Annotated in this window: 16 protein-coding genes; 8 read left to right on the top strand and 8 right to left on the bottom strand. The window is 57.1% G+C overall.

Annotated elements, in window-relative coordinates; translation table 11 throughout:
- Positions 1-26: 26 nt before the first annotated feature.
- Positions 27-2,306, bottom strand: a complete 2,280-nt coding sequence (locus BT204_RS02900; RefSeq protein ID WP_072445684.1) for a CHASE2 domain-containing protein — start codon at positions 2,304-2,306, stop codon at positions 27-29.
- A gap of 409 nt (positions 2,307-2,715) precedes the next feature.
- Here BT204_RS02900 and BT204_RS02895 point away from each other — a divergent pair, with 409 nt between their 5' ends.
- Positions 2,716-3,438, top strand: coding sequence for a response regulator transcription factor (locus tag BT204_RS02895; protein ID WP_054917009.1), 723 nt, complete (start codon positions 2,716-2,718; stop codon positions 3,436-3,438).
- 104 nt (positions 3,439-3,542) lie between these two features.
- Here the strand turns inward: BT204_RS02895 and gyrB are convergent, their stop codons facing one another.
- From gyrB to dnaA, 4 genes are read right to left on the bottom strand one after another with little or no spacing between them, the layout of a single operon-like run.
- Positions 3,543-5,960 (bottom strand): DNA topoisomerase (ATP-hydrolyzing) subunit B, encoded by a 2,418-nt coding sequence (gene gyrB, locus BT204_RS02890; protein WP_003187253.1) that lies wholly within the window; start codon positions 5,958-5,960, stop codon positions 3,543-3,545.
- 4 nt (positions 5,961-5,964) lie between these two features.
- Positions 5,965-7,068: a DNA replication/repair protein RecF gene (gene recF, locus BT204_RS02885; RefSeq protein ID WP_020302573.1), complete on the bottom strand. Its 1,104-nt coding sequence runs from the start codon at positions 7,066-7,068 to the stop codon at positions 5,965-5,967.
- 20 nt (positions 7,069-7,088) lie between these two features.
- Positions 7,089-8,192 carry a DNA polymerase III subunit beta gene (gene dnaN / locus BT204_RS02880; RefSeq protein WP_003187250.1) on the bottom strand — a complete coding sequence of 368 codons (1,104 nt, stop codon included), beginning with the start codon at positions 8,190-8,192 and terminating at the stop codon, positions 7,089-7,091.
- A gap of 38 nt (positions 8,193-8,230) precedes the next feature.
- Positions 8,231-9,748, bottom strand: a complete 1,518-nt coding sequence (gene dnaA, locus BT204_RS02875) for a chromosomal replication initiator protein DnaA (protein WP_003187249.1) — start codon at positions 9,746-9,748, stop codon at positions 8,231-8,233.
- A gap of 585 nt (positions 9,749-10,333) precedes the next feature.
- On the opposite strand from dnaA, the gene rpmH reads away from it, so the two are divergent.
- The 5 genes from rpmH to mnmE all read left to right on the top strand — a co-directional run bounded on the left by rpmH (position 10,334) and on the right by mnmE (position 14,262).
- Entirely contained in the window at positions 10,334-10,468 is a 135-nt protein-coding gene (rpmH, locus tag BT204_RS02870) for a 50S ribosomal protein L34 (protein WP_003213577.1), read from the top strand.
- A 16-nt stretch (positions 10,469-10,484) separates the two neighbouring features.
- Entirely contained in the window at positions 10,485-10,889 is a 405-nt protein-coding gene (gene rnpA / locus BT204_RS02865) for a ribonuclease P protein component (RefSeq protein WP_003177079.1), read from the top strand.
- Complete coding sequence (gene yidD, locus BT204_RS02860) at positions 10,882-11,127, top strand: membrane protein insertion efficiency factor YidD (RefSeq protein WP_019816912.1); 246 nt, start codon at positions 10,882-10,884, stop codon at positions 11,125-11,127. The genes rnpA and yidD overlap by 8 nt, the downstream gene beginning before the upstream one ends.
- 2 nt (positions 11,128-11,129) lie before the next feature.
- Positions 11,130-12,812 carry a membrane protein insertase YidC gene (yidC, locus tag BT204_RS02855; protein ID WP_054898311.1) on the top strand — a complete coding sequence of 561 codons (1,683 nt, stop codon included), beginning with the start codon at positions 11,130-11,132 and terminating at the stop codon, positions 12,810-12,812.
- Between the two features lie 79 nt (positions 12,813-12,891).
- A complete protein-coding gene (gene mnmE, locus BT204_RS02850) occupies positions 12,892-14,262 on the top strand; it encodes a tRNA uridine-5-carboxymethylaminomethyl(34) synthesis GTPase MnmE (RefSeq protein ID WP_014720595.1) in 1,371 nt (456 codons plus the stop codon).
- 18 nt (positions 14,263-14,280) lie between these two features.
- Here mnmE and BT204_RS02845 read toward each other — a convergent pair whose 3' ends face one another.
- The 3 genes from BT204_RS02845 to BT204_RS02835 form a co-directional block, all read right to left on the bottom strand.
- The gene (locus BT204_RS02845) at positions 14,281-16,671 is read right to left on the bottom strand and encodes a TonB-dependent siderophore receptor (RefSeq protein WP_175550953.1); all 2,391 of its coding nucleotides are present in this window, start codon (positions 16,669-16,671) and stop codon (positions 14,281-14,283) included.
- Positions 16,672-16,806: 135 nt separating this feature from the next.
- A complete protein-coding gene (locus BT204_RS02840) occupies positions 16,807-17,751 on the bottom strand; it encodes a FecR domain-containing protein (RefSeq protein WP_072445682.1) in 945 nt (314 codons plus the stop codon).
- Positions 17,751-18,257, bottom strand: a complete 507-nt coding sequence (locus tag BT204_RS02835; RefSeq protein WP_057975203.1) for a sigma-70 family RNA polymerase sigma factor — start codon at positions 18,255-18,257, stop codon at positions 17,751-17,753. The genes BT204_RS02840 and BT204_RS02835 overlap by 1 nt, the downstream gene beginning before the upstream one ends.
- Before the next feature lie 541 nt (positions 18,258-18,798).
- On the opposite strand from BT204_RS02835, the gene mnmG reads away from it, so the two are divergent.
- Positions 18,799-20,691: a tRNA uridine-5-carboxymethylaminomethyl(34) synthesis enzyme MnmG gene (gene mnmG / locus BT204_RS02830; protein WP_072445717.1), complete on the top strand. Its 1,893-nt coding sequence runs from the start codon at positions 18,799-18,801 to the stop codon at positions 20,689-20,691.
- Positions 20,688-21,332 carry a 16S rRNA (guanine(527)-N(7))-methyltransferase RsmG gene (rsmG, locus tag BT204_RS02825; protein WP_072445681.1) on the top strand — a complete coding sequence of 215 codons (645 nt, stop codon included), beginning with the start codon at positions 20,688-20,690 and terminating at the stop codon, positions 21,330-21,332. The genes mnmG and rsmG overlap by 4 nt, the downstream gene beginning before the upstream one ends.
- Positions 21,333-21,335 lie beyond the last annotated feature (3 nt).

The following is a 21,335-nucleotide window of genomic DNA, read 5'->3' as shown; positions in this document are numbered from 1 at the left end:
TTATGCACAGCAAAAAAGCCGCTTTTTCAGTCCTCCAATAGCGGCAGCAGCAGGATAAACGTCGAGCCCTTGCCTAGCTCACTTTCGCACACGATCCGCCCTCCATGCCGTTCTACTACCGCCTTGACCATAGTCAGGCCCAACCCAAGACCTTCACTGCCCTGGGCCGAATCGAAACGTCGGTATTGGTTGAACAACTCCGGTAGATCCTTCGGCGCAATCCCCGGCCCCTGATCACTTATCCCGCATTCCAACCAGCCTTGCGCACTGCCATGCCTTAACCTGACGGTGGTGCCAGATGGGGAGTATTTGATCGCATTCTCCAGCACATTGAACAATGCCCGGGTGAGCAGCGATTGGTCGGCATAGACCATGGCTTCATCCGCCTCATCCAGGTCATGGAGCAAATGGATGCCCTTCAACTGAGCAATCACCGCCACTTGATCAAAGGCGTCCATCACCAGCATGGCAAACAGGGTGGGCTGGAACTGGTAACCGTCCGCTTCAGCCTTGGCCAATTGCACAAAGGATTCGGTCAGACTCAAGGCTCGCCGTACCTGCTGTTCGATCTGAGTAAACACCGGGGACTCCCCGTTGTGCACGTCCAGCAGGGCGAGGATCGCTGAATGCGGCGCACGCAGGTCGTGGGAAAGGAAACGCAGCATGGTCTCGCGATGCTGCTGGGCTTCACGCTCCTTGCTCAGGTCCGTCAGGCTCAACAACCAGCCGAGGGCGAAATCCCCTTCGGCAGGCAGCAAAGGGGCCAGTTCCATGCGCAAACTGCGTTGGTGGATATCGCGAAACTCGACCAGCTCCAGCGCCGAGAGGGCAGGGCGTACACCATTATGCAGCGGGGGATAACCCAGATCGGCGAGCTGTTCGACGAGGTTTTCGCCGACCAGGTCATTGCCGAATACTTCACGGGCCACGCGGTTGGCCAACAGGATACTGCCCTGGGGATCGGTAATCAGGGTCGCTACCGGCAGGCACTCCAAGCCATCAGCCATAAAGCGCCGCGTATCGCGGGTACGGCTGACGGCTTGTTCAAGGGCAAAGATCCGCCCTTGCAGCACATCGCCCTTACTGGCGGGCGCGCGACGACGTTCCGGAAGCACCTTGGGCTCGTTATCCAGGCGTGCCAGTTCCCAGCCAAAGTAGGCGAGGATCACGCTCAGACGTCGCCAATTCCAGATCAGGTAACTCAGCAACAAACCGATCAGACACGCTGCGGGGCTCCACCAGTGGCCCAGGCGCAATAACGCCCATGAGCCCAGCAAAGCCACGGCCATGCCTGCCAAGGTCATCCACAGGGCGTAGCGTGGGCGCACAAGCAGAAGGCCCAACAGCAGGGCCACCAGGGACGTTGCCAGCAACGCCGCCAGCCAGCCGGGCAAATCGACGATGCTGCGGCCCTGCAATAAACCATTCAGTACGTGCGCCTGGATCTCAACGCCCGCTGTAGTACCTACGGTGGAAGAGAGGGGCGTCACGAAACGATCGGCCATGCCATAGGCTGAGGCGCCGATCAGAACCAGGCGACCACGCAGCGACTCGGGAGGTACCTCGCCGCGCAATACGCTGACGTAGGACACACTGGGAAAATGGTCTGGTTCCGAAGTGAACGGCACACGGATTTCATGTTCCTGGTGCCAGTGACCTCCAGTAGGCTCTTGCGGCAGGCCCGGCATCGTCTCGGCGTGCTCGCTCATGGCGAATGCCAGCCACGCCAACTGAGGAAGTGTGCTTCCCGGAGGGCCTTCACGTAGATACACGCTGCGCACCACTCCGTCGTTATCCGCTTCGACGTTGATGTGCCCGACGCCCTTGGCGCACTTGAGCAGTGGCGACAACGGCGTTACCTGGGCCCTGGGGCTGACGCTGCTGTCCCCGGCGATGGGCAGCAATACATTGCCGGCTTTGCAGACGGCATCGGCCAGTTGTTGGTCGTCATTATTGTCGCCGGGCTCACTGAAGATCACGTCAAACAAAATGCCCGCTGGCTGTGCGGCGTTCAGGCGTTCAATCAGCTCGGCATGCACGCTGCGCGGCCAGGGCCACGGGCCTAGTGCTTCCAGGCTGGGCGTATCAATGGTCACCAGAACGATCCGTGGATCTGCCGGTAACGGCGTCAGGCGGCGCAGGCTGTCATAGAGCGGATTGTTGAGTGCCAGCCCCGCACTCAAGGATAAGTACGCGGTGAAGGGCAGGAGCACCAAACCGATCAACAGCCATTCACGAACCAACCCATGAAACAAAAGCTGCGCCTGGGTAGGTTGGCGTTTCTCGGCTTTGCGCCATAGGTTCACAGGGCTACCGCCAAAAGGGTGCCAAGGAGTCGATGGTCATTGAGTAAAGATTTCATAAGCCCAGGATCCCTCTCCATGGGGTTGCGATGAAGTGCATACGGTGTTCTGAAACCAGTGAAGCTTATTTGGGTCTCATTGGAGGAGTTCCCGCGGCCGCGCAATGAACGATACCGCACATTCAAGCAGGCATTACGCACCAGCGAGGCGATCGGCACCGACCCTTTTCCTGACCGACTGGAGCCGGTATCTTTCTTTGAGGACGTAGTGGGTGGCGTTTACGGCGCTTTCAGCGTATCGAGAGATACGAGCACCGTAAAATCCGCCCATAATTATTCAGATTCAGAGGCCGGCATTTGTACAGCATGTGCCCCTATCCAAGCTCTCGTTTTTTGTAGGAAGGACCCCACCCATGCGTGTCGCAATACTGGATGACGAACCCGCGGAGTTGCGACGGGTGGAACAGACACTGCGACAGATTCCCGGCCCGACTGAACAGCCTTGGTCGCTGCATTTTTTCGAACGTGGTGAAGACCTGCTGCGCCAGCTACGCCGGGAAACCTTTGACCTGCTGATTCTTGACTGGCAACTGCCGGACATCTCCGGGATCGCGTTATTGCGCTGGACTCGCGAGCACATGGAATCGCCCCCTGCCGTGATCATGCTCACCAGTCGCGATGCCGAGAGTGACATCGTAACGGCGTTGAATAGCGGGGCGGATGATTATGTCAGCAAGCCGTTTCGGCCCAACGAACTCAAAGCCCGAGTCAGCGCCGTGCTGCGGCGCCACGGTTTGCAAAAGTCGGCTACCCAGGAAGTGCAGAGCTTTAACGATCTGACGTTCGACGATGCCGAACTGACCGTCACCCGAGCGGGCAAACCCATCAACCTCACAGAACGAGAATACCGTTTGGCAAGTTGTCTATTTGCCAACCTGGCCCGACCGTTGTCTCGCGAGTACCTGTATGAGCGGTTCTGGAGCCACGAAGAAATGGTGTCGTCGCGGCCGTTGGACACGCATATCTACCGCCTGCGTAACAAGCTAGGGCTGACAGCTGATCGCGGTTGGCAGCTGTTGACGATCTATGGGTACGGGTATCGGTTGGAGAGTGTGACACCCGCCGCGCAAAATTGAGTACGCCGATGTTCCACGTGGAGCATTTAAGAATTCGAGTCTACAGACCAATAAAAAAGGCCAACGCTAAGCGTTGGCCTTTTGTTTTTAGCTGATGTGCCTGATCAGAAGTCCAGGTTAGACACCGCCAAGGCATTGCTCTCAATGAAGTCACGACGAGGCTCGACCGCATCACCCATCAGGGTGTTGAAGATCTGGTCTGCGCCAATGGCGTCTTCGATGGTCACACGCAGCATGCGACGCTGAGCAGGGTCCATGGTGGTTTCCCACAGCTGATCAGGGTTCATCTCGCCCAGACCTTTATAGCGCTGGATGGTATGACGCTTGGTGCTTTCCGCCATCAACCAGTCCAAGGCTTCCTTGAACTCCTTGACCTGCTTCTTGCGTTCGCCACGCTGAATGTAAGCACCGTCGTCCAGCAGGGTGCTCAGTTGAGCGCCGAGGGTGACTACGGTCTTGTAGTCGTTGCTGCCGAAGAAGTCGCGGTTGAAGGTGACGTAGTTGGACAGGCCGTGGGAGATCAGTTCGACCTCTGGCAGCCATACGTTACGTTCACGGTCTTCACGCAGGCTGGCTTTGTATACCAGGCCGGACTTCTCCACCGTACGCAGGCGCACTTCGTACTGGGCCAGCCAATCTTGCATGGCGGCGTGATCGCCCAACTGCTCCAGGCTCACGGCTGGCAGGTAGATGAAGTGCTCGGTCAGCTCCTGAGGGTACAGGCGCGACAAACGCTTGAGCGTCTTCATGACCATACGGAAGTCGTTGACCAGGCGCTCCAGCGACTCACCCGAGATGCCCGGCGCTTCGTCATTCAGGTGCAGGCTCGCATCTTCAAGGGCCGATTGCGTCATGTACTCTTCCATGGCGTCGTCGTCTTTGATGTATTGCTCTTGCTTGCCCTTTTTCACTTTGTACAACGGCGGCTGGGCGATGTAGATATAGCCACGCTCGATCAGCTCCGGCAACTGACGGAAGAAGAAGGTCAGCAGCAGGGTACGGATGTGCGAACCGTCGACGTCAGCATCGGTCATGATGATGATGTTGTGGTAACGCAGCTTGTCGATGTTGTACTCATCGCGGCCAATACCGCAGCCCAATGCCGTGATCAAGGTGCCGACTTCCTGGGAAGAAATCATCTTGTCGAAGCGGGCCTTCTCAACGTTGAGGATCTTGCCCTTCAACGGCAGGATGGCCTGGGTGCGACGGTTACGCCCCTGCTTGGCGGAACCGCCAGCAGAGTCACCTTCCACCAGATACAGTTCGGAGAGGGCAGGGTCTTTCTCTTGGCAGTCAGCCAGTTTGCCTGGCAGGCCGGCGATATCCAGCGCACCTTTACGGCGGGTCATCTCACGGGCCTTACGCGCGGCTTCACGAGCGCGGGCAGCATCGATCATCTTGCCGACGACCAGCTTGGCTTCGTTCGGGTTTTCCAACAGGAAGTCGGAGAAGTACTTGCCCATTTCCTGTTCAACCGCGGTCTTCACTTCGGAAGACACCAGCTTGTCTTTGGTCTGGGAGCTGAACTTCGGATCCGGTACCTTGACCGAGATAATCGCCGTCAGGCCTTCACGGGCATCGTCACCGGTGGTGGCGACTTTATGTTTCTTCGCCAAGCCTTCCGCTTCGATGTAGGTGTTCAGGTTACGCGTCAGCGCGGAACGGAAACCCACCAAGTGAGTACCGCCATCGCGTTGTGGAATGTTGTTGGTGAAGCACAACAGGTTCTCGTTGAAGCTGTCGTTCCACTGCAGGGCGATTTCCACGCCGATGCCGTCTTCGCGCTGAATGTTGAAGTGGAACACTTGGTTGACCGCGGTCTTGTTGGTGTTCAGGTATTCAACGAACGCACGCAGGCCGCCCTCGTACTTGAACAGCTCTTCCTTGCCGCTGCGCTCATCCTTGAGGACGATGCCGACACCGGAGTTAAGGAAAGACAGTTCACGAATCCGCTTGGCCAGGATGTCCCAGCTAAAGTGGATGTTCTTGAAGGTTTCTTCCGATGGCTTGAAGTGGATCTGGGTACCGGTGGTTTCACTGTCGCCGACAATTTTCATCGGTTCCTGTGGTACGCCGTGGACGTAGGTCTGCTCCCAAATCTTGCCGCTACGGCGGACAGTGAGGATCAGTTCTTCGGACAGGGCGTTCACTACCGACACACCTACACCGTGCAAACCACCGGATACTTTATAGGAGTTGTCGTCGAACTTACCGCCAGCGTGGAGCACGGTCATGATGACCTCTGCCGCCGAAACGCCTTCTTCTTTGTGCACGTCTACCGGGATGCCACGACCGTTGTCACGCACGGTGATGGATTCATCCGGGTGGATGATAATGCTGATGTCGTCGCAGTGACCGGCCAGAGCTTCGTCGATGGAGTTATCGACCACCTCGAACACCATGTGGTGCAGACCGCTACCATCATCGGTGTCGCCAATGTACATACCGGGACGTTTGCGTACGGCATCCAAACCTTTCAGCACTTTAATGCTGGTCGAGTCGTACGTGTTTTCTTCGCTCATGCCTTCACTCCCGATGGTCGTGGGTCTGGGTGATACGGCCTTGTTCCACGTGGAACAAAGCGACTGGCGTTTCCGTCTGCCAGCCTTCCCTCAATAATTCGTGGTCTACACAGGTGATAAACACCTGGCAGCGTAAGTCTTCCAACAAGCGGCATAGCGAGCGGCGGTGCTGCTCGTCGAGCTCAGACGGCAAGTCATCCACCAAATAAATACACTGACCGCGTCGAGCTTGGCTAACCAAATGGCCTTGCGCGATACGCAACGCACAGACCACCAACTTCTGCTGGCCGCGGGACAATATATCCGCAGCATTGTGTGCACCTAATCTAAGGCGCAAATCAGCGCGCTGGGGGCCGGCCTGGGTGTGTCCGATTTGCTGATCCCGTTGCAAGGACGTTGCGAGCACTGCATTCAGCTCACGCTCTTTGTCCCAACCCCGGTAATAACTCAGCGTCAGCCCCTCGAGATCCAATAACTCGCTCAAGGTCTGCTCAAAGACTGGTTTCAAGGCTTTGATATAGGCGCGGCGGTATTCATCTATTTCGTCGCTGGCCAGGCACAGTTCACGGTCCCAGGCTGCTTGCGAAGCGGCGTCAAGTGTACCATGCCGCAGCCATGAGTTCCGCTGCCGCAGGGCCTTCTGCAGGCGCTGCCAAGTGGCCATGAAGCGTGGTTCCACGTGGAACACGCCCCAGTCGAGAAACTGCCGACGGATTTTCGGGGCCCCCTCCAACAATCGAAAGCTGTCGGGGTTGATCAGTTGCAACGGCAGGATCTCGGCCAGTTGCGCTGCGCTGCGCGCATTTTGCCCGTCGATTCGGATCTGAAATTCGCCACCGCGATCACGCGATATCCCCAGGCTGCTATGTCCGCCCTCAGCCAGTTCCACTTGGCCAAATACGGTACAGGCCAATTGTTCGTACTGAATCACGGGTAACAAACGGGCACTGCGGAAGGAACGCGCAAGCCCCAGCAGGTGGATGGCTTCCAGCACGCTGGTTTTACCACTGCCGTTGGCGCCATGGAGGATGTTGATGCGGGGGGAAGGGGAGAAGGTCACCGGGTGCAGATTGCGCACCGCGGTGACCGAGACGCGACTAAGGGACATCTAGCTTCTGCTGAGCATGATTACAGGCGCATCGGCATGACAACGTAAGCCGAGTCGTCGTTGTCAGATTCTTGCACCAGGGCGCTGCTGTTGGAGTCCGACAGGATCAGACGAACCTGTTCGGTGGTCATGACACCCAGCACGTCCAACAGGTAGCTCACGTTAAAGCCGATTTCCAGCGATGCGCCGTTGTAGTCGACACCCACTTCTTCTTCCGCCTCTTCCTGTTCCGGGTTGTTGGCCTGGATTTTCAGTTGGCCGTTGGCCAGTTGCAGGCGAATACCACGGTACTTTTCGTTGGAAAGAATCGCAGTACGGCTGAAGGCTTCACGCAGGGCCTGACGATCACCGACCACCAGCTTGTCGCCACCTTTAGGCAACACACGCTCGTAGTCCGGGAACTTGCCGTCGACCAGCTTGGAGGTGAAGGTGAACTCGCCGGTGGTGGCACGAATGTGGTGCTGGCCCAACACGATGCTGACGTTGCCGTCCGGCTCGGTGAGCAAACGCGCCAGTTCAAGGATACCTTTGCGTGGAACAATCACCTGGTGACGATCCGGCTGACCGATATCGGCACGCATCGAGCACATTGCCAGACGGTGGCCGTCGGTGGCCACGGCGCGGATGATGCCTTCCGATACTTCCAGCAGCATACCGTTGAGGTAGTAACGCACGTCCTGCTGAGCCATAGCGAAGCTGGTGCGCTCGATCAAACGACGCAGCTTGCTTTGCTCCAGGCTGCACGTCAGCGAGCCCGGGCCTTCTTCTACGGTTGGAAAGTCATTGGCCGGCAAGGTCGACAGGGTGAAACGGCTACGGCCTGCCTTGACCACCAACTTCTGCTCATCCACCTTGATGTCGATCAGCGCATCGTTGGGCAGGCTTTTGCAGATATCCATCAGCTTGCGCGCCGGCACGGTGATCTCGCCCGGTTCGGCGGGCTCTTCGAGCTGGACGCGACCCACCAGTTCGACTTCCAGGTCGGTACCGGTCAAGGACAACTGCTGCCCCTCGACCACCAGTAATACGTTGGAAAGCACCGGCAAGGTCTGTCGGCGCTCGACGACGCCTGCGACCAGTTGCAGGGGTTTCAACAGGGCTTCGCGTTGAATGGTGAAATGCATGGTCTAGTCCCTTGCCTTAATAAGCTGCGCTGGTGTCATCACGTAGTCAGTGTACGCAGCAGGTTCTTGTAGTCCTCGCGAATATCCGCGTCGGATTCCTTAAGTTCATTGATCTTGCGGCATGCGTGCAAGACCGTGGTGTGGTCGCGTCCGCCGAACACATCACCGATTTCCGGCAGGCTGTGGTTGGTCAACTCCTTGGAGAGGGCCATGGCAACCTGGCGTGGACGTGCGACCGAGCGCGAACGGCGCTTGGACAGCAGGTCGGAAATCTTGATCTTGTAGTACTCGGCCACGGTGCGCTGGATGTTATCCACACTCACCAGCTTGTCCTGCAAGGCCAACAAGTCTTTCAAGGACTCGCGAATCAGCTCGATGGTGATATCGCGGCCCATGAAGTGCGAGTGAGCGATGACCCGCTTGAGCGCGCCTTCCAGCTCACGCACGTTGGAACGGATGCGTTGGGCGATGAAGAACGCAGCATCGTGCGGCAGATCGACTTTAGCCTGGTCGGCCTTCTTCATCAGGATGGCAACACGGGTTTCCAGCTCCGGTGGCTCGACTGCAACCGTCAGGCCCCAGCCGAAACGCGACTTCAGACGTTCTTCCAGGCCTTCGATTTCCTTCGGATAACGGTCACTGGTCAAGATGACCTGCTGGCCACCTTCGAGCAGGGCGTTGAAGGTGTGGAAGAACTCCTCTTGGGAACGTTCCTTGCGGGCGAAGAACTGAATGTCATCGATCAACAGGGCATCAACGGAGCGGTAGAAACGTTTGAACTCGTTGATTGCGTTGAGCTGCAAGGCCTTGACCATGTCGGCCACGAAGCGCTCCGAATGCAGGTAAACCACCTTGGCATTCGGGTTCTTCTTTAATAGGTGGTTACCGACGGCGTGCATCAAGTGCGTCTTACCCAAGCCCACGCCGCCATAAAGGAAGAGCGGGTTGTAACCATGCTTGGGATTATCGGCGACCTGCCAGGCGGCCGCTCGGGCCAGTTGGTTGGACTTGCCTTCGACAAAGTTCTCGAAGGTAAAGGTGCGGTTCAGGTAACTGGTGTGCTTGAGCGCGCCTTCTACCTGCACAGTACGTTGCTCGGAGCGCACAGGCGCCTGTTGGGAGCTGGCACCAGCCATCGGGTCGAAGCTGTCGCGGGACGGCTCCTCATTCTCTGGCGCATTTTTGCGCGAAGACGGCTTGGACGGCGCAGATGTCGGTGCAGGTGCTGCGGCGACAGGCGCCACTGCGGCCTGGGCTTGCGACGCAGCGGCGGCCAATGGCGCATTCGGCGCGGCGCGGGGAGCCGAGCTGCGCTTGCTGCCTATTAATAAGGAGAGAGCAGGCGCCAGACCGTTGCCATGTTCATCGAGCAATTCGAGAACGCGGCCCAGGTACTTCTCGTTGACCCAGTCGAGGACAAAACGATTGGGCGCATAGACACGCAACTCGTCGCCTTCGGCTTCGACCTGTAGCGGACGGATCCAGGTGTTGAATTGCTGGGCAGGCAGCTCATCGCGCAAAAGCTCCACGCACTGCTGCCAAAGTTCCACTGACACGGATATCCCCTAAGTTGAAAGCCGGTGAGGCAAAAACAGCCGCCATTGTAGCGGCCAGCCGTCCACTTATCCACATGTAGGTTGCTCACAGGCCACCCAAAATCAATGCTTTAACCGCTAAAAAGGCGACCAGTGGTCTGTGCATAAGCTCTGTGGATAAACCCACCTGAGCTCGTTGCACAAGTGGGGTCAAAAGTCTGTGGGTAACTGGCCTGTGGATAACTACCCGTTCCACACACAGCTTATCCGATAGCGCAGCACAGGCAGAGCACCGCTTCTCCCCCGTGTTGTCATTCTCTGTACACCACGTGGAACAAGGGCTAAAAGCAGTTATCCACAGATGATCGCGCTCCTAGCTTTTATAAGCTTTACAGAAAAGCTTTAAATAACTTCCTTCTTTATTTTTATATCTATCGCCTGCCGGATGGAAGCCAAACGGGCAGAAGGGCGCCAGGACCCCGTCGACATCTAATTAAAGGAAAAGCTGGTTGGAAATTGACCTAGAGGCTTGCTTTCTCTAGAATCGCCGGTCTCTTAAAACGGGGGCCATTCCGGCCCGTTGTGGACGAACCAGGTAACAACGCCATGAAACGTACTTTCCAACCAAGCACCATCAAACGCGCCCGTACTCACGGCTTCCGTGCTCGCATGGCTACCAAGAACGGCCGTGCTGTCCTGTCGCGTCGCCGCGCCAAAGGTCGTGCGCGTCTGGCAGTTTGATAATCCGGTACTGGTGGTGAGTCAGGACTTCAGTCGGGAAAAGCGTCTGCTAACCCCCCGGCATTTCAAGGCAGTCTTTGACTCCCCCACCGGCAAGGTTCCGGGGAAAAATCTCCTGCTCCTTGCGCGTAACAACGATCTTGATCACCCCCGTCTCGGGTTGGTGATCGGCAAGAAGAGCGTAAAGCTCTCCGTTGAGCGCAATCGCCTCAAGCGTCTGATGCGCGAATCGTTTCGCCTCCACCAGGACACTCTGGTTGGTTGGGATATTGTTATCGTCGCGCGCAAAGGCTTGGGTGATGTAGAAAACCCCGAATTGATTCAGCATTTCGGCAAGCTCTGGAAACGTTTGGCGCGTACCCACAAGCCAGCACCAGCAGTCAGCACCGAAACTGTAGGGGTAGACAGCCTTGATGCGTAAACTGGCAATCGTTCCGATCCAGTTTTATCGCTATGCCATTAGTCCTCTGATGGCCAGTCACTGTCGTTTCTACCCCAGTTGTTCCTGCTACGCGTTAGAGGCCATAGAAAATCATGGTCTTCTGCGCGGTGGCTGGCTGACCTTTCGTCGTTTAGGTCGCTGTCATCCGTGGAATCCCGGTGGTTATGACCCGGTTCCACCTATCCCTACCTCCCGTTCTTCTTCGATGGCCGAGTAATCATGGATATTAAACGCACAATCCTGATCGTCGCCCTGGCAATCGTGTCCTATGTCATGGTCCTTAAATGGAACCAGGACTACGGTCAGGCTGCCCTGCCGACTCAGAATGTTGCTACCAATCAGGCTGCGCCGGCTATTCCGGACACCCCGCTGGGTAACAATGCGTCCGCGAGTGCCGATGTACCCAGCGCGAATGGCGAGACAAGTGCCCCGTTAGAAACGCCAGTGGTCACCAACAAAGACCTCATCCACGTGAAAACGGATGTGCTCGAGTTGGCTATCGACCCACAGGGTGGTGATATCGCACAGCTGAAGCTGCCGCTGTATCCACGTCGCCAAGACCATCCGGATGTGCCGTTCCAACTGTTCGATAACGGCGGTGAACGTACTTATCTGGCACAAAGCGGCCTGACTGGTACCAATGGTCCGGATGCACGTGCTACCGGTCGTCCGGTTTATTCGACCGAACAAAAGACTTATCAACTGGCAGACGGCCAGAACCAGTTGAACGTCGACCTGAAATTCAGCCTCGACGGTGTCAACTACATCAAGCGTTTCAGCTTTACCCGCGGTTTGTACGATTTGAAGGTCACTTACCTGATCGACAACACCAGCGACAAAGCCTGGAGTGGCAACCTGTTTGCCCAGCTCAAGCGTGACGCCAGCTCCGATCCGTCTTCCAGCACCGCCACCGGCACCGCCACTTACCTGGGCGCCGCCCTGTGGACAAGTAACGAGCCGTACAAAAAAGTGTCGATGAAAGATATCGACAAGGGCACGCTGAAAGAAACCGTCCAAGGTGGCTGGGTAGCGTGGCTGCAGCACTATTTCGTGACCGCCTGGATTCCGAACAAGGGTGACGCGAACCTGGTTCAAACCCGCAAGGACAGCCAGGGCAATTACATCATTGGCTTCACTGGCCCGGCGTTGACCGTTGCTCCAGGTGCCAAGGCTGAAACCAGCGCTACCCTGTACGCCGGTCCTAAAAGCCAGGCGGTACTGAAAGAGTTGTCCCCAGGCCTGGAATTGACTGTGGACTACGGCTTCCTGTGGTTCATTGCCCAGCCGATCTTCTGGCTGTTGCAACATATCCACAGCATCGTGGGTAACTGGGGCTGGTCGATCATCTTCCTGACCATGCTGATCAAAGGGCTTTTCTTCCCTCTGTCGGCAGCCAGCTACAAGTCGATGGCGCGTATGCGTGCCGTGGCCCCGAAACTGGCCGCGCTGAAAGAACAACATGGTGATGACCGGCAGAAAATGTCGCAGGCTATGATGGAGTTGTACAAGAAAGAGAAGATCAACCCGCTGGGTGGATGCTTGCCGATTCTGGTACAGATGCCGGTGTTCCTGTCGCTTTACTGGGTATTGCTGGAAAGCGTTGAAATGCGCCAGGCGCCGTTCATGCTGTGGATAACTGACCTGTCGATCAAAGACCCGTTCTTTATCCTGCCGATCATCATGGGCGCGACCATGTTTATCCAGCAGCGTCTGAACCCAACCCCGCCGGATCCGATGCAGGCCAAGGTAATGAAAATGATGCCAATCATCTTCACCTTCTTCTTCCTGTGGTTCCCTGCTGGCTTGGTACTGTACTGGGTGGTCAACAACGTGTTGTCGATCTCTCAACAGTGGTACATCACACGTAAAATCGAAGCGGCTACCAAAAAAGCCGAGGCGTAATTTACTCTGTGGATAACCACTCAAGACGCCCCCTAGTGGGGCGTTTTGCTTTCCGTCACTTTTGTTCTGGAACCCGCTGATGAGCGCTCCTCGTGAAACCATTGCTGCTGTCGCTACCGCTCAAGGTCGGGGCGGTGTCGGCATCGTTCGAATTTCCGGGCCATTGGCGGGCGTGGCAGCCAAGGCTATCAGCGGCCGGGAGCTGAAACCCCGTTATGCCCATTACGGTCAGTTCCTGGATGCCGACCACAGCGTATTGGACGAGGGGCTGGCCATCTATTTTCCAGGGCCAAACTCGTTCACTGGTGAAGATGTCCTCGAACTACAAGGGCACGGTGGTCCTGTGGTGTTGGACATGCTGCTGCAGCGCTGCTTGCAATTGGGTTGCCGCCTGGCCAGACCAGGGGAATTCAGCGAACGCGCATTCTTGAACGATAAGCTCGACCTGGCCCAGGCCGAAGCCATCGCCGATTTGATCGAAGCCAGTTCTGCACAGGCTGCACGTAACGCATTGCGTTCATTGCAGGGGGCTTTTTCCCTGCGTGTGCATAACTTGACCGAGCAACTGATCAGCCTGCGCATCTACGTCGAAGCCGCGATTGATTTTCCGGAAGAAGAAATAGACTTCCTGGCGGATGGCCATGTATTGGCGATGCTGGATAAAGTCCGCGATGAGTTATCCACAGTGCTGCGCGAAGCCGGGCAGGGCGCCTTGCTGCGCGATGGTATGACGGTGGTGATTGCCGGCCGGCCCAATGCCGGCAAATCCAGCCTACTCAATGCTCTGGCAGGGCGCGAGGCGGCCATCGTCACCGAGATCGCCGGCACTACCCGGGATATCTTGCGTGAACATATCCACATCGACGGTATGCCGCTGCACGTGGTCGACACCGCAGGTCTGCGCGATACCGACGACCAGGTGGAAAAGATCGGCGTGGAACGTGCGCTCAAGGCGATCAGCGAAGCCGATCGTGTGTTGCTGGTGGTGGATGCCACTGCACCTGAAGCTGTGGATCCTTTTGCCTTGTGGCCGGAATTTCTTGAACAACGGCCAGACCCGGCCAAAGTCACCTTGATTCGTAACAAGGCCGACCTTACGGGTGAAGCCATCGCCCTGGAAACCAGTGAAGATGGCCACGTCACTATCAGCTTGAGCGCGAAATCGGCCGGCGAGGGTCTGGAATTGCTGCGCGAGCACCTTAAAGCATGCATGGGCTACGAACAGACCTCGGAAAGCAGCTTCAGTGCGCGGCGCAGGCACCTGGAAGCGCTGCGTCATGCCAGCGCGGCCCTGGAGCACGGGCGGGCCCAGCTGACCTTGGCGGGGGCTGGGGAGCTGCTGGCTGAAGATTTGCGTCAGGCGCAGCAGCTGCTGGGTGAAATCACCGGCGCTTTCAGCTCGGATGATTTGCTGGGGCGGATTTTCTCCAGCTTTTGCATTGGCAAATAGCCGAGTTATCCACCTCGTCTACCAGTTGTAAGACACCGTACCGAGCAAGGTACGGCTGTCACCCCAATAGCAACGCCCCGCATCGTTGCAACCGGATACATATTCCTTGTCGAACAGGTTCTTGGCGTTCAGGTCCACCGACCAGTGTGGGTTGATCTGATAACCCAGTGCCGCATCCACCAAGGTGACGCTTCCTGCGTCCAGCTTCCCGTAGAGCGTAGGCGGGGTGTAGGAAAAGGTACTGTCGAAATAGCGCACCCCGCCGCCCAGGGAGAAACCCTTGAGTTGGCCGTCGAGAAAGCGATATTTGCCCCACACCGAAGCCTGGTTACGCGGCACGCCTGTCATCTGACGGCCTTCTACCAGCGAAGTGGCCGAATCCTTGGTTATCCGGGCGTCAGTGTAGGTATAGGCCGCCGTCACGTTGAAGTTGGAGCTGATGTTGCTGTTGACCTCGACTTCCACGCCCTTGGCGCGACTTTCACCGACTTGGCGATAGCTGTTGGTGGTGGCATCGAGGTAGGTATCGTCCTGCTTGCGCAGGTCATACACCGACACGGTCATCGCCGTATCCCAGCCGATCGGTTCGTACTTAACGCCCACTTCATATTGGCTGCTGGTGATCGGTTTCAACGGCGAGCCGGCGTTGGAGATCTGCTGCACGGGGACAAACGCGGTGGAATAGCTGACATACGGCGTAAGGCCGTTGTCGAACTGGTACATCACCCCGCCCTGGTAAGTGAATTTACGATCCTGTGAGTTGATATTGCTCGATGGCTTGACCTTGTCTCGGTAATTGCTGTCGACCCAATCCTGGCGGCCTCCGAGCAGAAAGAGCCAATGGTCGTATTTGCTTTGGATCTGGGCATAAACCCCTTTCATCTGCTGTTCAAGCAAAGTGTTTTGCACTGCCAGGGGAGTGAGCGGGTCGCGCAGGTACACCGGGTTATACACATCGATGGTGCCGGCGAAACCCGCATCCCAGTCTTGATTGAACGAGGTTCGGTCATAGCTGGCGCCCAATAGCACTGTGTTTTCCACACTGCCCAACTGGAACTTGCCTTCGAGCTGGTTATCCAGGGAATAGACCATCGATTTGTTGTAGCGGTCATAGGCGTTCATGTTCAGCCGGGTGCCGAAGCCACCGTTATTCAATGATCCAGGCCAGGTTTCGTGCCGGTTGATGCGTGACTGCATATAGCGCGAGTTCTGACGGAACTGCCAGTCATCATTGAAGCTGTGGCTGAACTCATAGCCGGTGCTCCACGCTTCGCGTTCAAATGTGTTCCAGTCCGGATTGCCCAGCAGGGTGTGTTTGGACAGCTTCCCGTTGGGATTTGTAAGCAGCGTACCGGCGGCGGGTAGGCCAAGTTCCAGGTTGGTATGGTCTTTCTGGTAGTTGGCCAGCAGCGTCAGGGTGTTGTAGTCGTCGAAGTTCAGGGTCAGGGATGGCGCGATATACAGACGATCGTCCGGGACGTGATCGGTCTGTGTGTCGGATTTACGCCCCAGTATCACCACCCGGCCCAGAATATTGTCACTGTCGTTGAGCGGGCCCGAGATATCCACACCCAACTGGCGTCGATTGTTCGAACCATAACTCACCTGCACCTCGCCTTGCGGGGTTGCAGTCGGGTGTTTACTTACCAGATTAACCAAACCACCGGGTGCGTTTTCACCGTAGAGCAGGGAAGACGGGCCGCGGAAAATCTCGACCCGTTCCAGGCCGTAGGGTTCACTGGTGGTGTCGTATCGATTGCCTTGCACCCGCAGGCCATCTCGCAGCAGGCCGTAGCCGTAATCCGTGGCGTTGAAACCGCGAATGAAAAACAGATCGCCTGCCAAGCCATCGCCCGCCGCGAACGGTGGGGCGAAGATTCCCGGTACGTAGCCCAACACGTCTGTCAGGGTTTGAGATTTCTGGTCCTTGATACGCTGGCCAGTGACAACGGACACCGAACGCGGAGTCTCGGACAGCGGTGTGCTGGTCTTCGTGCCGATCCGGCTGTTCTGCGCCTTGTAGCCTACATCCCCGGCGATCTCTTGATTGAAGCCGCCCTGTTGATAAGTGCTCACAGTGGTCGGTGCCAATGTGAGTCGGCCAGCGGGGGAAGCCTGTAATACATAGCTGCCGGGAGCCTGTGCGACCGCCTGCAGGTCAGAGTTCTGCAGCAGCAGCGCAAAGCCCTGGTCCACCGAATAGTCACCTTGCAGCCCTGGCGTATTCAAACGCGCCGTTTGCTGTGGCGAGAAGGACAGAATCACATTGGCCTTGGCGGCAAACTGGCTCAAGGCGTTGTCCAGCGGGCCTGCGGCAATTGCAAAGTGTTGCGTTGCGCTGGCCGCCATGACGGCGCTGGATAACAACACACCGGTCGTAGCGGTGATGAACTGCAGACCGTACGTCATGCCATGGCAGGAAAGTCGTTTGCGGAGCGGGGTGGGAAGGCGCATAGGTGAGTAAGCCCTGAAGGTAGCGTCGTGATTACCTGTAGGGCCGCACCAGGTCAAAAAAAGATAACCCCTCTGTGGATTATTTTTCGATTAGCCGATTCGGGTGACCGACACCCAATAGCGCGTAAAGTATTTCACTTGAATCGGCAGGCTCGCTTGCAGGTTAGCGAGGACGGCATCGGTTGAGTCCAGACGGAAGGTCCCGGAAACGCGTAGGCCCGCAGAGGCTGGGTCGCAATGCAATACGCCCGGCCGATAGCGCGCCAACTCATCGATAACTTCTCCCAGCCGTGCATCGAGCACGATCAGTTGGCCATCGACCCAGGCGGCCTGTACACCGCCATATCGCTGGGCAGGGCGCACATTGCGCCGATCAAACTCTGCGCTCTCACCCGCGCCAATAGTGCGGCGAAGTTCGGGTTGGTCGCCGGGGGATATCTCAACCCGTTCTTCCAAGACACCAACCCGCGTGGCGTCGGGCAGTTGGCGCACAGTAAACCGAGTGCCCAGCGCCTGGACCCGGCCTTGGCGAGTTTCGACATAAAACGGTAAGTGCCCACCCCGTGTGCCGGTGTGGATAAGTACTTCACCCTCGCGCAGACGGATCAAACGTTGTCGCCCATCAAATGCCACATCGATAGCGGTATGAGTATTGAGATTGATCTGCGTGCCATCCGCCAGCTCGATGCGTCGCCTCTGGCCCACCGACGTGCGGTAATCAGCCCATACGTTGCCCAGCGACGTATGTTGCTGGACCTTCCACCCCAGATAGCCACCGCCGCTGAGCACCAGCACCCACTTGAGGACCTGGCGCCGCTGTTGCGTGGTGGACAACGCGCGGCGTGTGAGGTCAGGGGACAGGGCACCAAGGCTGCGCTGCAACTGCTCCATCTGGTTCCAAGCCGCCTGGTGGGATGGGTCACGATTAAGCCACTGCTGCCAGGCTTGATGTTGTGCGGGCGTCGGTGGTTGCGACTGAAATTGCACGTACCAACTGGCAGCGGCCTCGAACGTCTTGCGGTCGGGGCTGACCATTACCGGCTGGCCATGATCAGGGAGCATTCGGTGAGGGCGCGGATCATGTGTTTCTTCACCGTGGTCAGCGATACCTGCAGTTGATCGGCGATCTGTTGATAAGTCAGCCCTTCAATCTGTGCGAGCACGAAAATTCGCCGTGCCCGCTCACCCAGGCCAGACAGCGCTTTATCCACAGCCACCAGGGTTTCGATGATGATTGCCTTGTCTTCTTCACTGATAGCTGTGGTTTCGGGACGCTCTGCCAGGGTTTGCCTGTAGGCCTGCTCGATGGCGTGCCGCCGATAGCGGTCAATCACCAGACCCCTGGCGATGGTCGTCAGATAGTCCCGTGGTTCACGGATCTGCGCTGCGTGACATCCACCGAGCATGCGCACGAACGTATCGTGGGCCACATCGGCTGCATCGCTGGCGTTATGCAATTTTCCCTTGAGCCATCCGCGCAACCACGAATGGTGCTGTTCATAGATGTGCTGGACCGCTGCGGTATGTGAGGAGGAAGGCATAGTCGCGACAAGGTAGGTTAATGATAATCGCTATTATTAACTGGCCCAGTGTTTTCCCACAATAGATCTGTTTTTGTCCCACCCGGGATTAATTCCCAGCTTTGCCGTGGACGAAATCGGCCGTTTCTGTGGATTAAGCCCTGTGAATAACCGCGGTTGTGCCCAGTTGATAACAGGGCCTGAAACCTGAGTAAAAACCCACCTGTGGATAACCAGTCGTTTAATCCACAGGCTTAAAGCACTTATCCAAGGGCCTCATCGGCAGATGACCACAACGTTTTGAATCGCTGTACACATTGAAAATAAAGGCCTGCAGAGATCTATCCACAGAAATGTTGCTCAGTATAAATAAACATAAAAACAAAGATTTAATAAATTTCTCTCTTTTAATTTCTATTGTCTGTGATTCATCCACAGCTGGTTAAATTTTGTGCAAAGGGTTCTTTAGGAAGGGCGAAGTCCCTATACTTGCCGCCAAAGCTGTAGAACCCTTTCAACAAACAATTCCTGATTACCTACATAAGCAGGCACGAGGTGCGTGGTGGATTTCCCTTCCCGTTTTGAAGTGATCGTCATCGGCGGCGGTCATGCCGGTACCGAGGCAGCACTGGCGTCAGCACGCATGGGCGTAAAAACCCTGTTGCTGACGCATAACGTGGAAACCCTCGGTGCCATGAGTTGCAACCCCGCAATTGGCGGGATTGGCAAAAGCCATCTGGTCAAGGAAATCGATGCCCTTGGCGGGGTAATGGCGATGGCCACCGACAAGGGTGGTATTCAATTTCGCGTGCTCAACAGCCGCAAAGGCCCGGCCGTACGTGCTACCCGGGCTCAGGCCGACCGCATCCTGTACAAGGCCGCGGTACGCGAAACCCTGGAAAACCAGCCGAACCTGTGGATATTTCAGCAGGCCGCCGATGACTTGATCGTCGAGCAGGACCAGGTACGCGGTGTCGTTACGCAAATGGGTCTGCGTTTTCATGCAGATTCGGTCGTACTGACCACGGGCACGTTCCTCGGCGGACTTATCCACATCGGTATGCAAAATTATTCCGGTGGTCGTGCCGGTGACCCGCCGTCGATTGCCTTGGCAAAACGTCTGCGTGAACTACCGCTGCGCGTCGGCCGTTTGAAAACCGGAACCCCGCCACGCATTGATGGGCGTTCTGTGGATTTCTCGATGATGACCGAGCAAGCCGGCGACACGCCGATCCCGGTCATGTCGTTCATGGGTTCCAAAGAACAGCACCCGAAACAGGTCAGCTGCTGGATTACCCACACCAACGCCCGAACCCACGAAATCATTGCCGCGAACCTTGATCGTTCGCCGATGTATTCCGGGGTGATCGAAGGCATTGGCCCGCGTTATTGCCCGTCGATCGAAGACAAGATCCACCGCTTTGCCGACAAGGAAAGCCACCAGGTCTTTATCGAACCCGAAGGCTTGACCACCCACGAGCTGTACCCCAACGGAATTTCCACTTCGCTGCCGTTCGATGTGCAAATCCAGATCGTGCAGTCGATTCGCGGTATGGAAAACGCGCACATCGTGCGTCCGGGCTACGCCATCGAGTACGACTACTTCGACCCGCGCGACCTGAAATACAGCCTGGAAACCAAAGTGATCGGCGGCCTGTTCTTCGCCGGCCAAATCAACGGCACTACCGGTTATGAAGAAGCCGGGGCCCAAGGTTTGCTGGCCGGGACCAACGCAGCATTGCGTGCACAAGGCAAAGACAGCTGGTGCCCGCGTCGCGATGAAGCCTACATCGGCGTATTGGTCGACGACCTGATTACCCTGGGTACCCAGGAACCGTACCGGATGTTCACATCTCGGGCGGAATACCGTCTGATCCTGCGCGAAGACAACGCCGACCTGCGCTTGACCGAAAAAGGTCGCGAGCTGGGCCTGGTCGATGACGCCCGCTGGGCGGCCTTCTGCAAAAAACGCGAAAGCATTGCGCTCGAAGAACAGCGTCTGAAAAGTACCTGGGTTCGCCCGGGCACGGAGCAAGGCGACGCCATTGCAGAAAAATTCGGCACGCCGTTGACCCATGAGTACAACTTGCTCAACCTGCTTTCCCGCCCGGAAATCGACTACGCTGGTCTGGTCGAAGTGACTGGCCAGGGCGCAGAAGACCCACAGGTTGCTGAACAGGTTGAAATCAAGACCAAATACGCAGGCTACATTGATCGCCAGCAGGACGAGATCGCCCGGCTGCGAGCCAGTGAAGACACCAAACTGCCTGTGGATATCGACTACAGCGGGATTTCCGGGTTGTCGAAGGAAATTCAAAGCAAGTTGGGGATAACTCGGCCGGAAACCCTCGGGCAGGCTTCACGTATCCCTGGCGTCACTCCGGCAGCCATCTCGCTGTTGATGATTCATTTGAAAAAACGCGGCGCGGGCCGTCAGTTGGAGCAAAGCGCTTGAGTTCGTTGGTCACCTCGCAACACGCCGAAGAGTTATCCACAGGAGCGCGTCAGTTGGGCGTAGCCCTGACCGAAGCCCAGCATGAGCTACTGCTGGGCTACCTGGCCCTGTTGATCAAATGGAACAAGGCTTACAACCTGACAGCAGTGCGTGACCCAGACGAGATGGTGTCGCGGCATTTGCTCGACAGCCTCAGCGTGATGCCGTTTATCGAAAATGGCCGTTGGCTCGATGTGGGCAGCGGCGGCGGCATGCCTGGCATCCCGTTGGCGATCCTGTTTCCCGAGTCCCACGTGACCTGCCTGGACAGCAACGGCAAGAAAACCCGCTTCCTGACCCAGGTCAAACTCGAACTCAAGCTGGATAACCTGCAAGTTATCCACAGTCGTGTCGAAGCATTCACGCCTGAACTGCCTTTCAACGGGATCTTGTCTCGGGCGTTCAGCAGCATGGAGAACTTCAGCAACTGGACACGCCACCTGGGCGACCGTGATACCCGCTGGTTGGCAATGAAGGGCGTTCATCCAAGCGACGAGCTGTTAGCATTGCCGGCAGACTTCCACCTCGATAGCGAACACGCCTTGGCCGTACCTGGTTGCCAAGGCCAACGCCATCTGCTGATACTGCGCCGCACGGCATGATTG

Source organism: Pseudomonas sp. NFPP02, assembly GCF_900119355.1.
Classification (GTDB): domain Bacteria; phylum Pseudomonadota; class Gammaproteobacteria; order Pseudomonadales; family Pseudomonadaceae; genus Aquipseudomonas; species Aquipseudomonas paracarnis.
The sequence above is the reverse complement of the archived record's forward strand: the minus strand, read 5'-3'. Positions and strand labels throughout refer to the sequence as shown.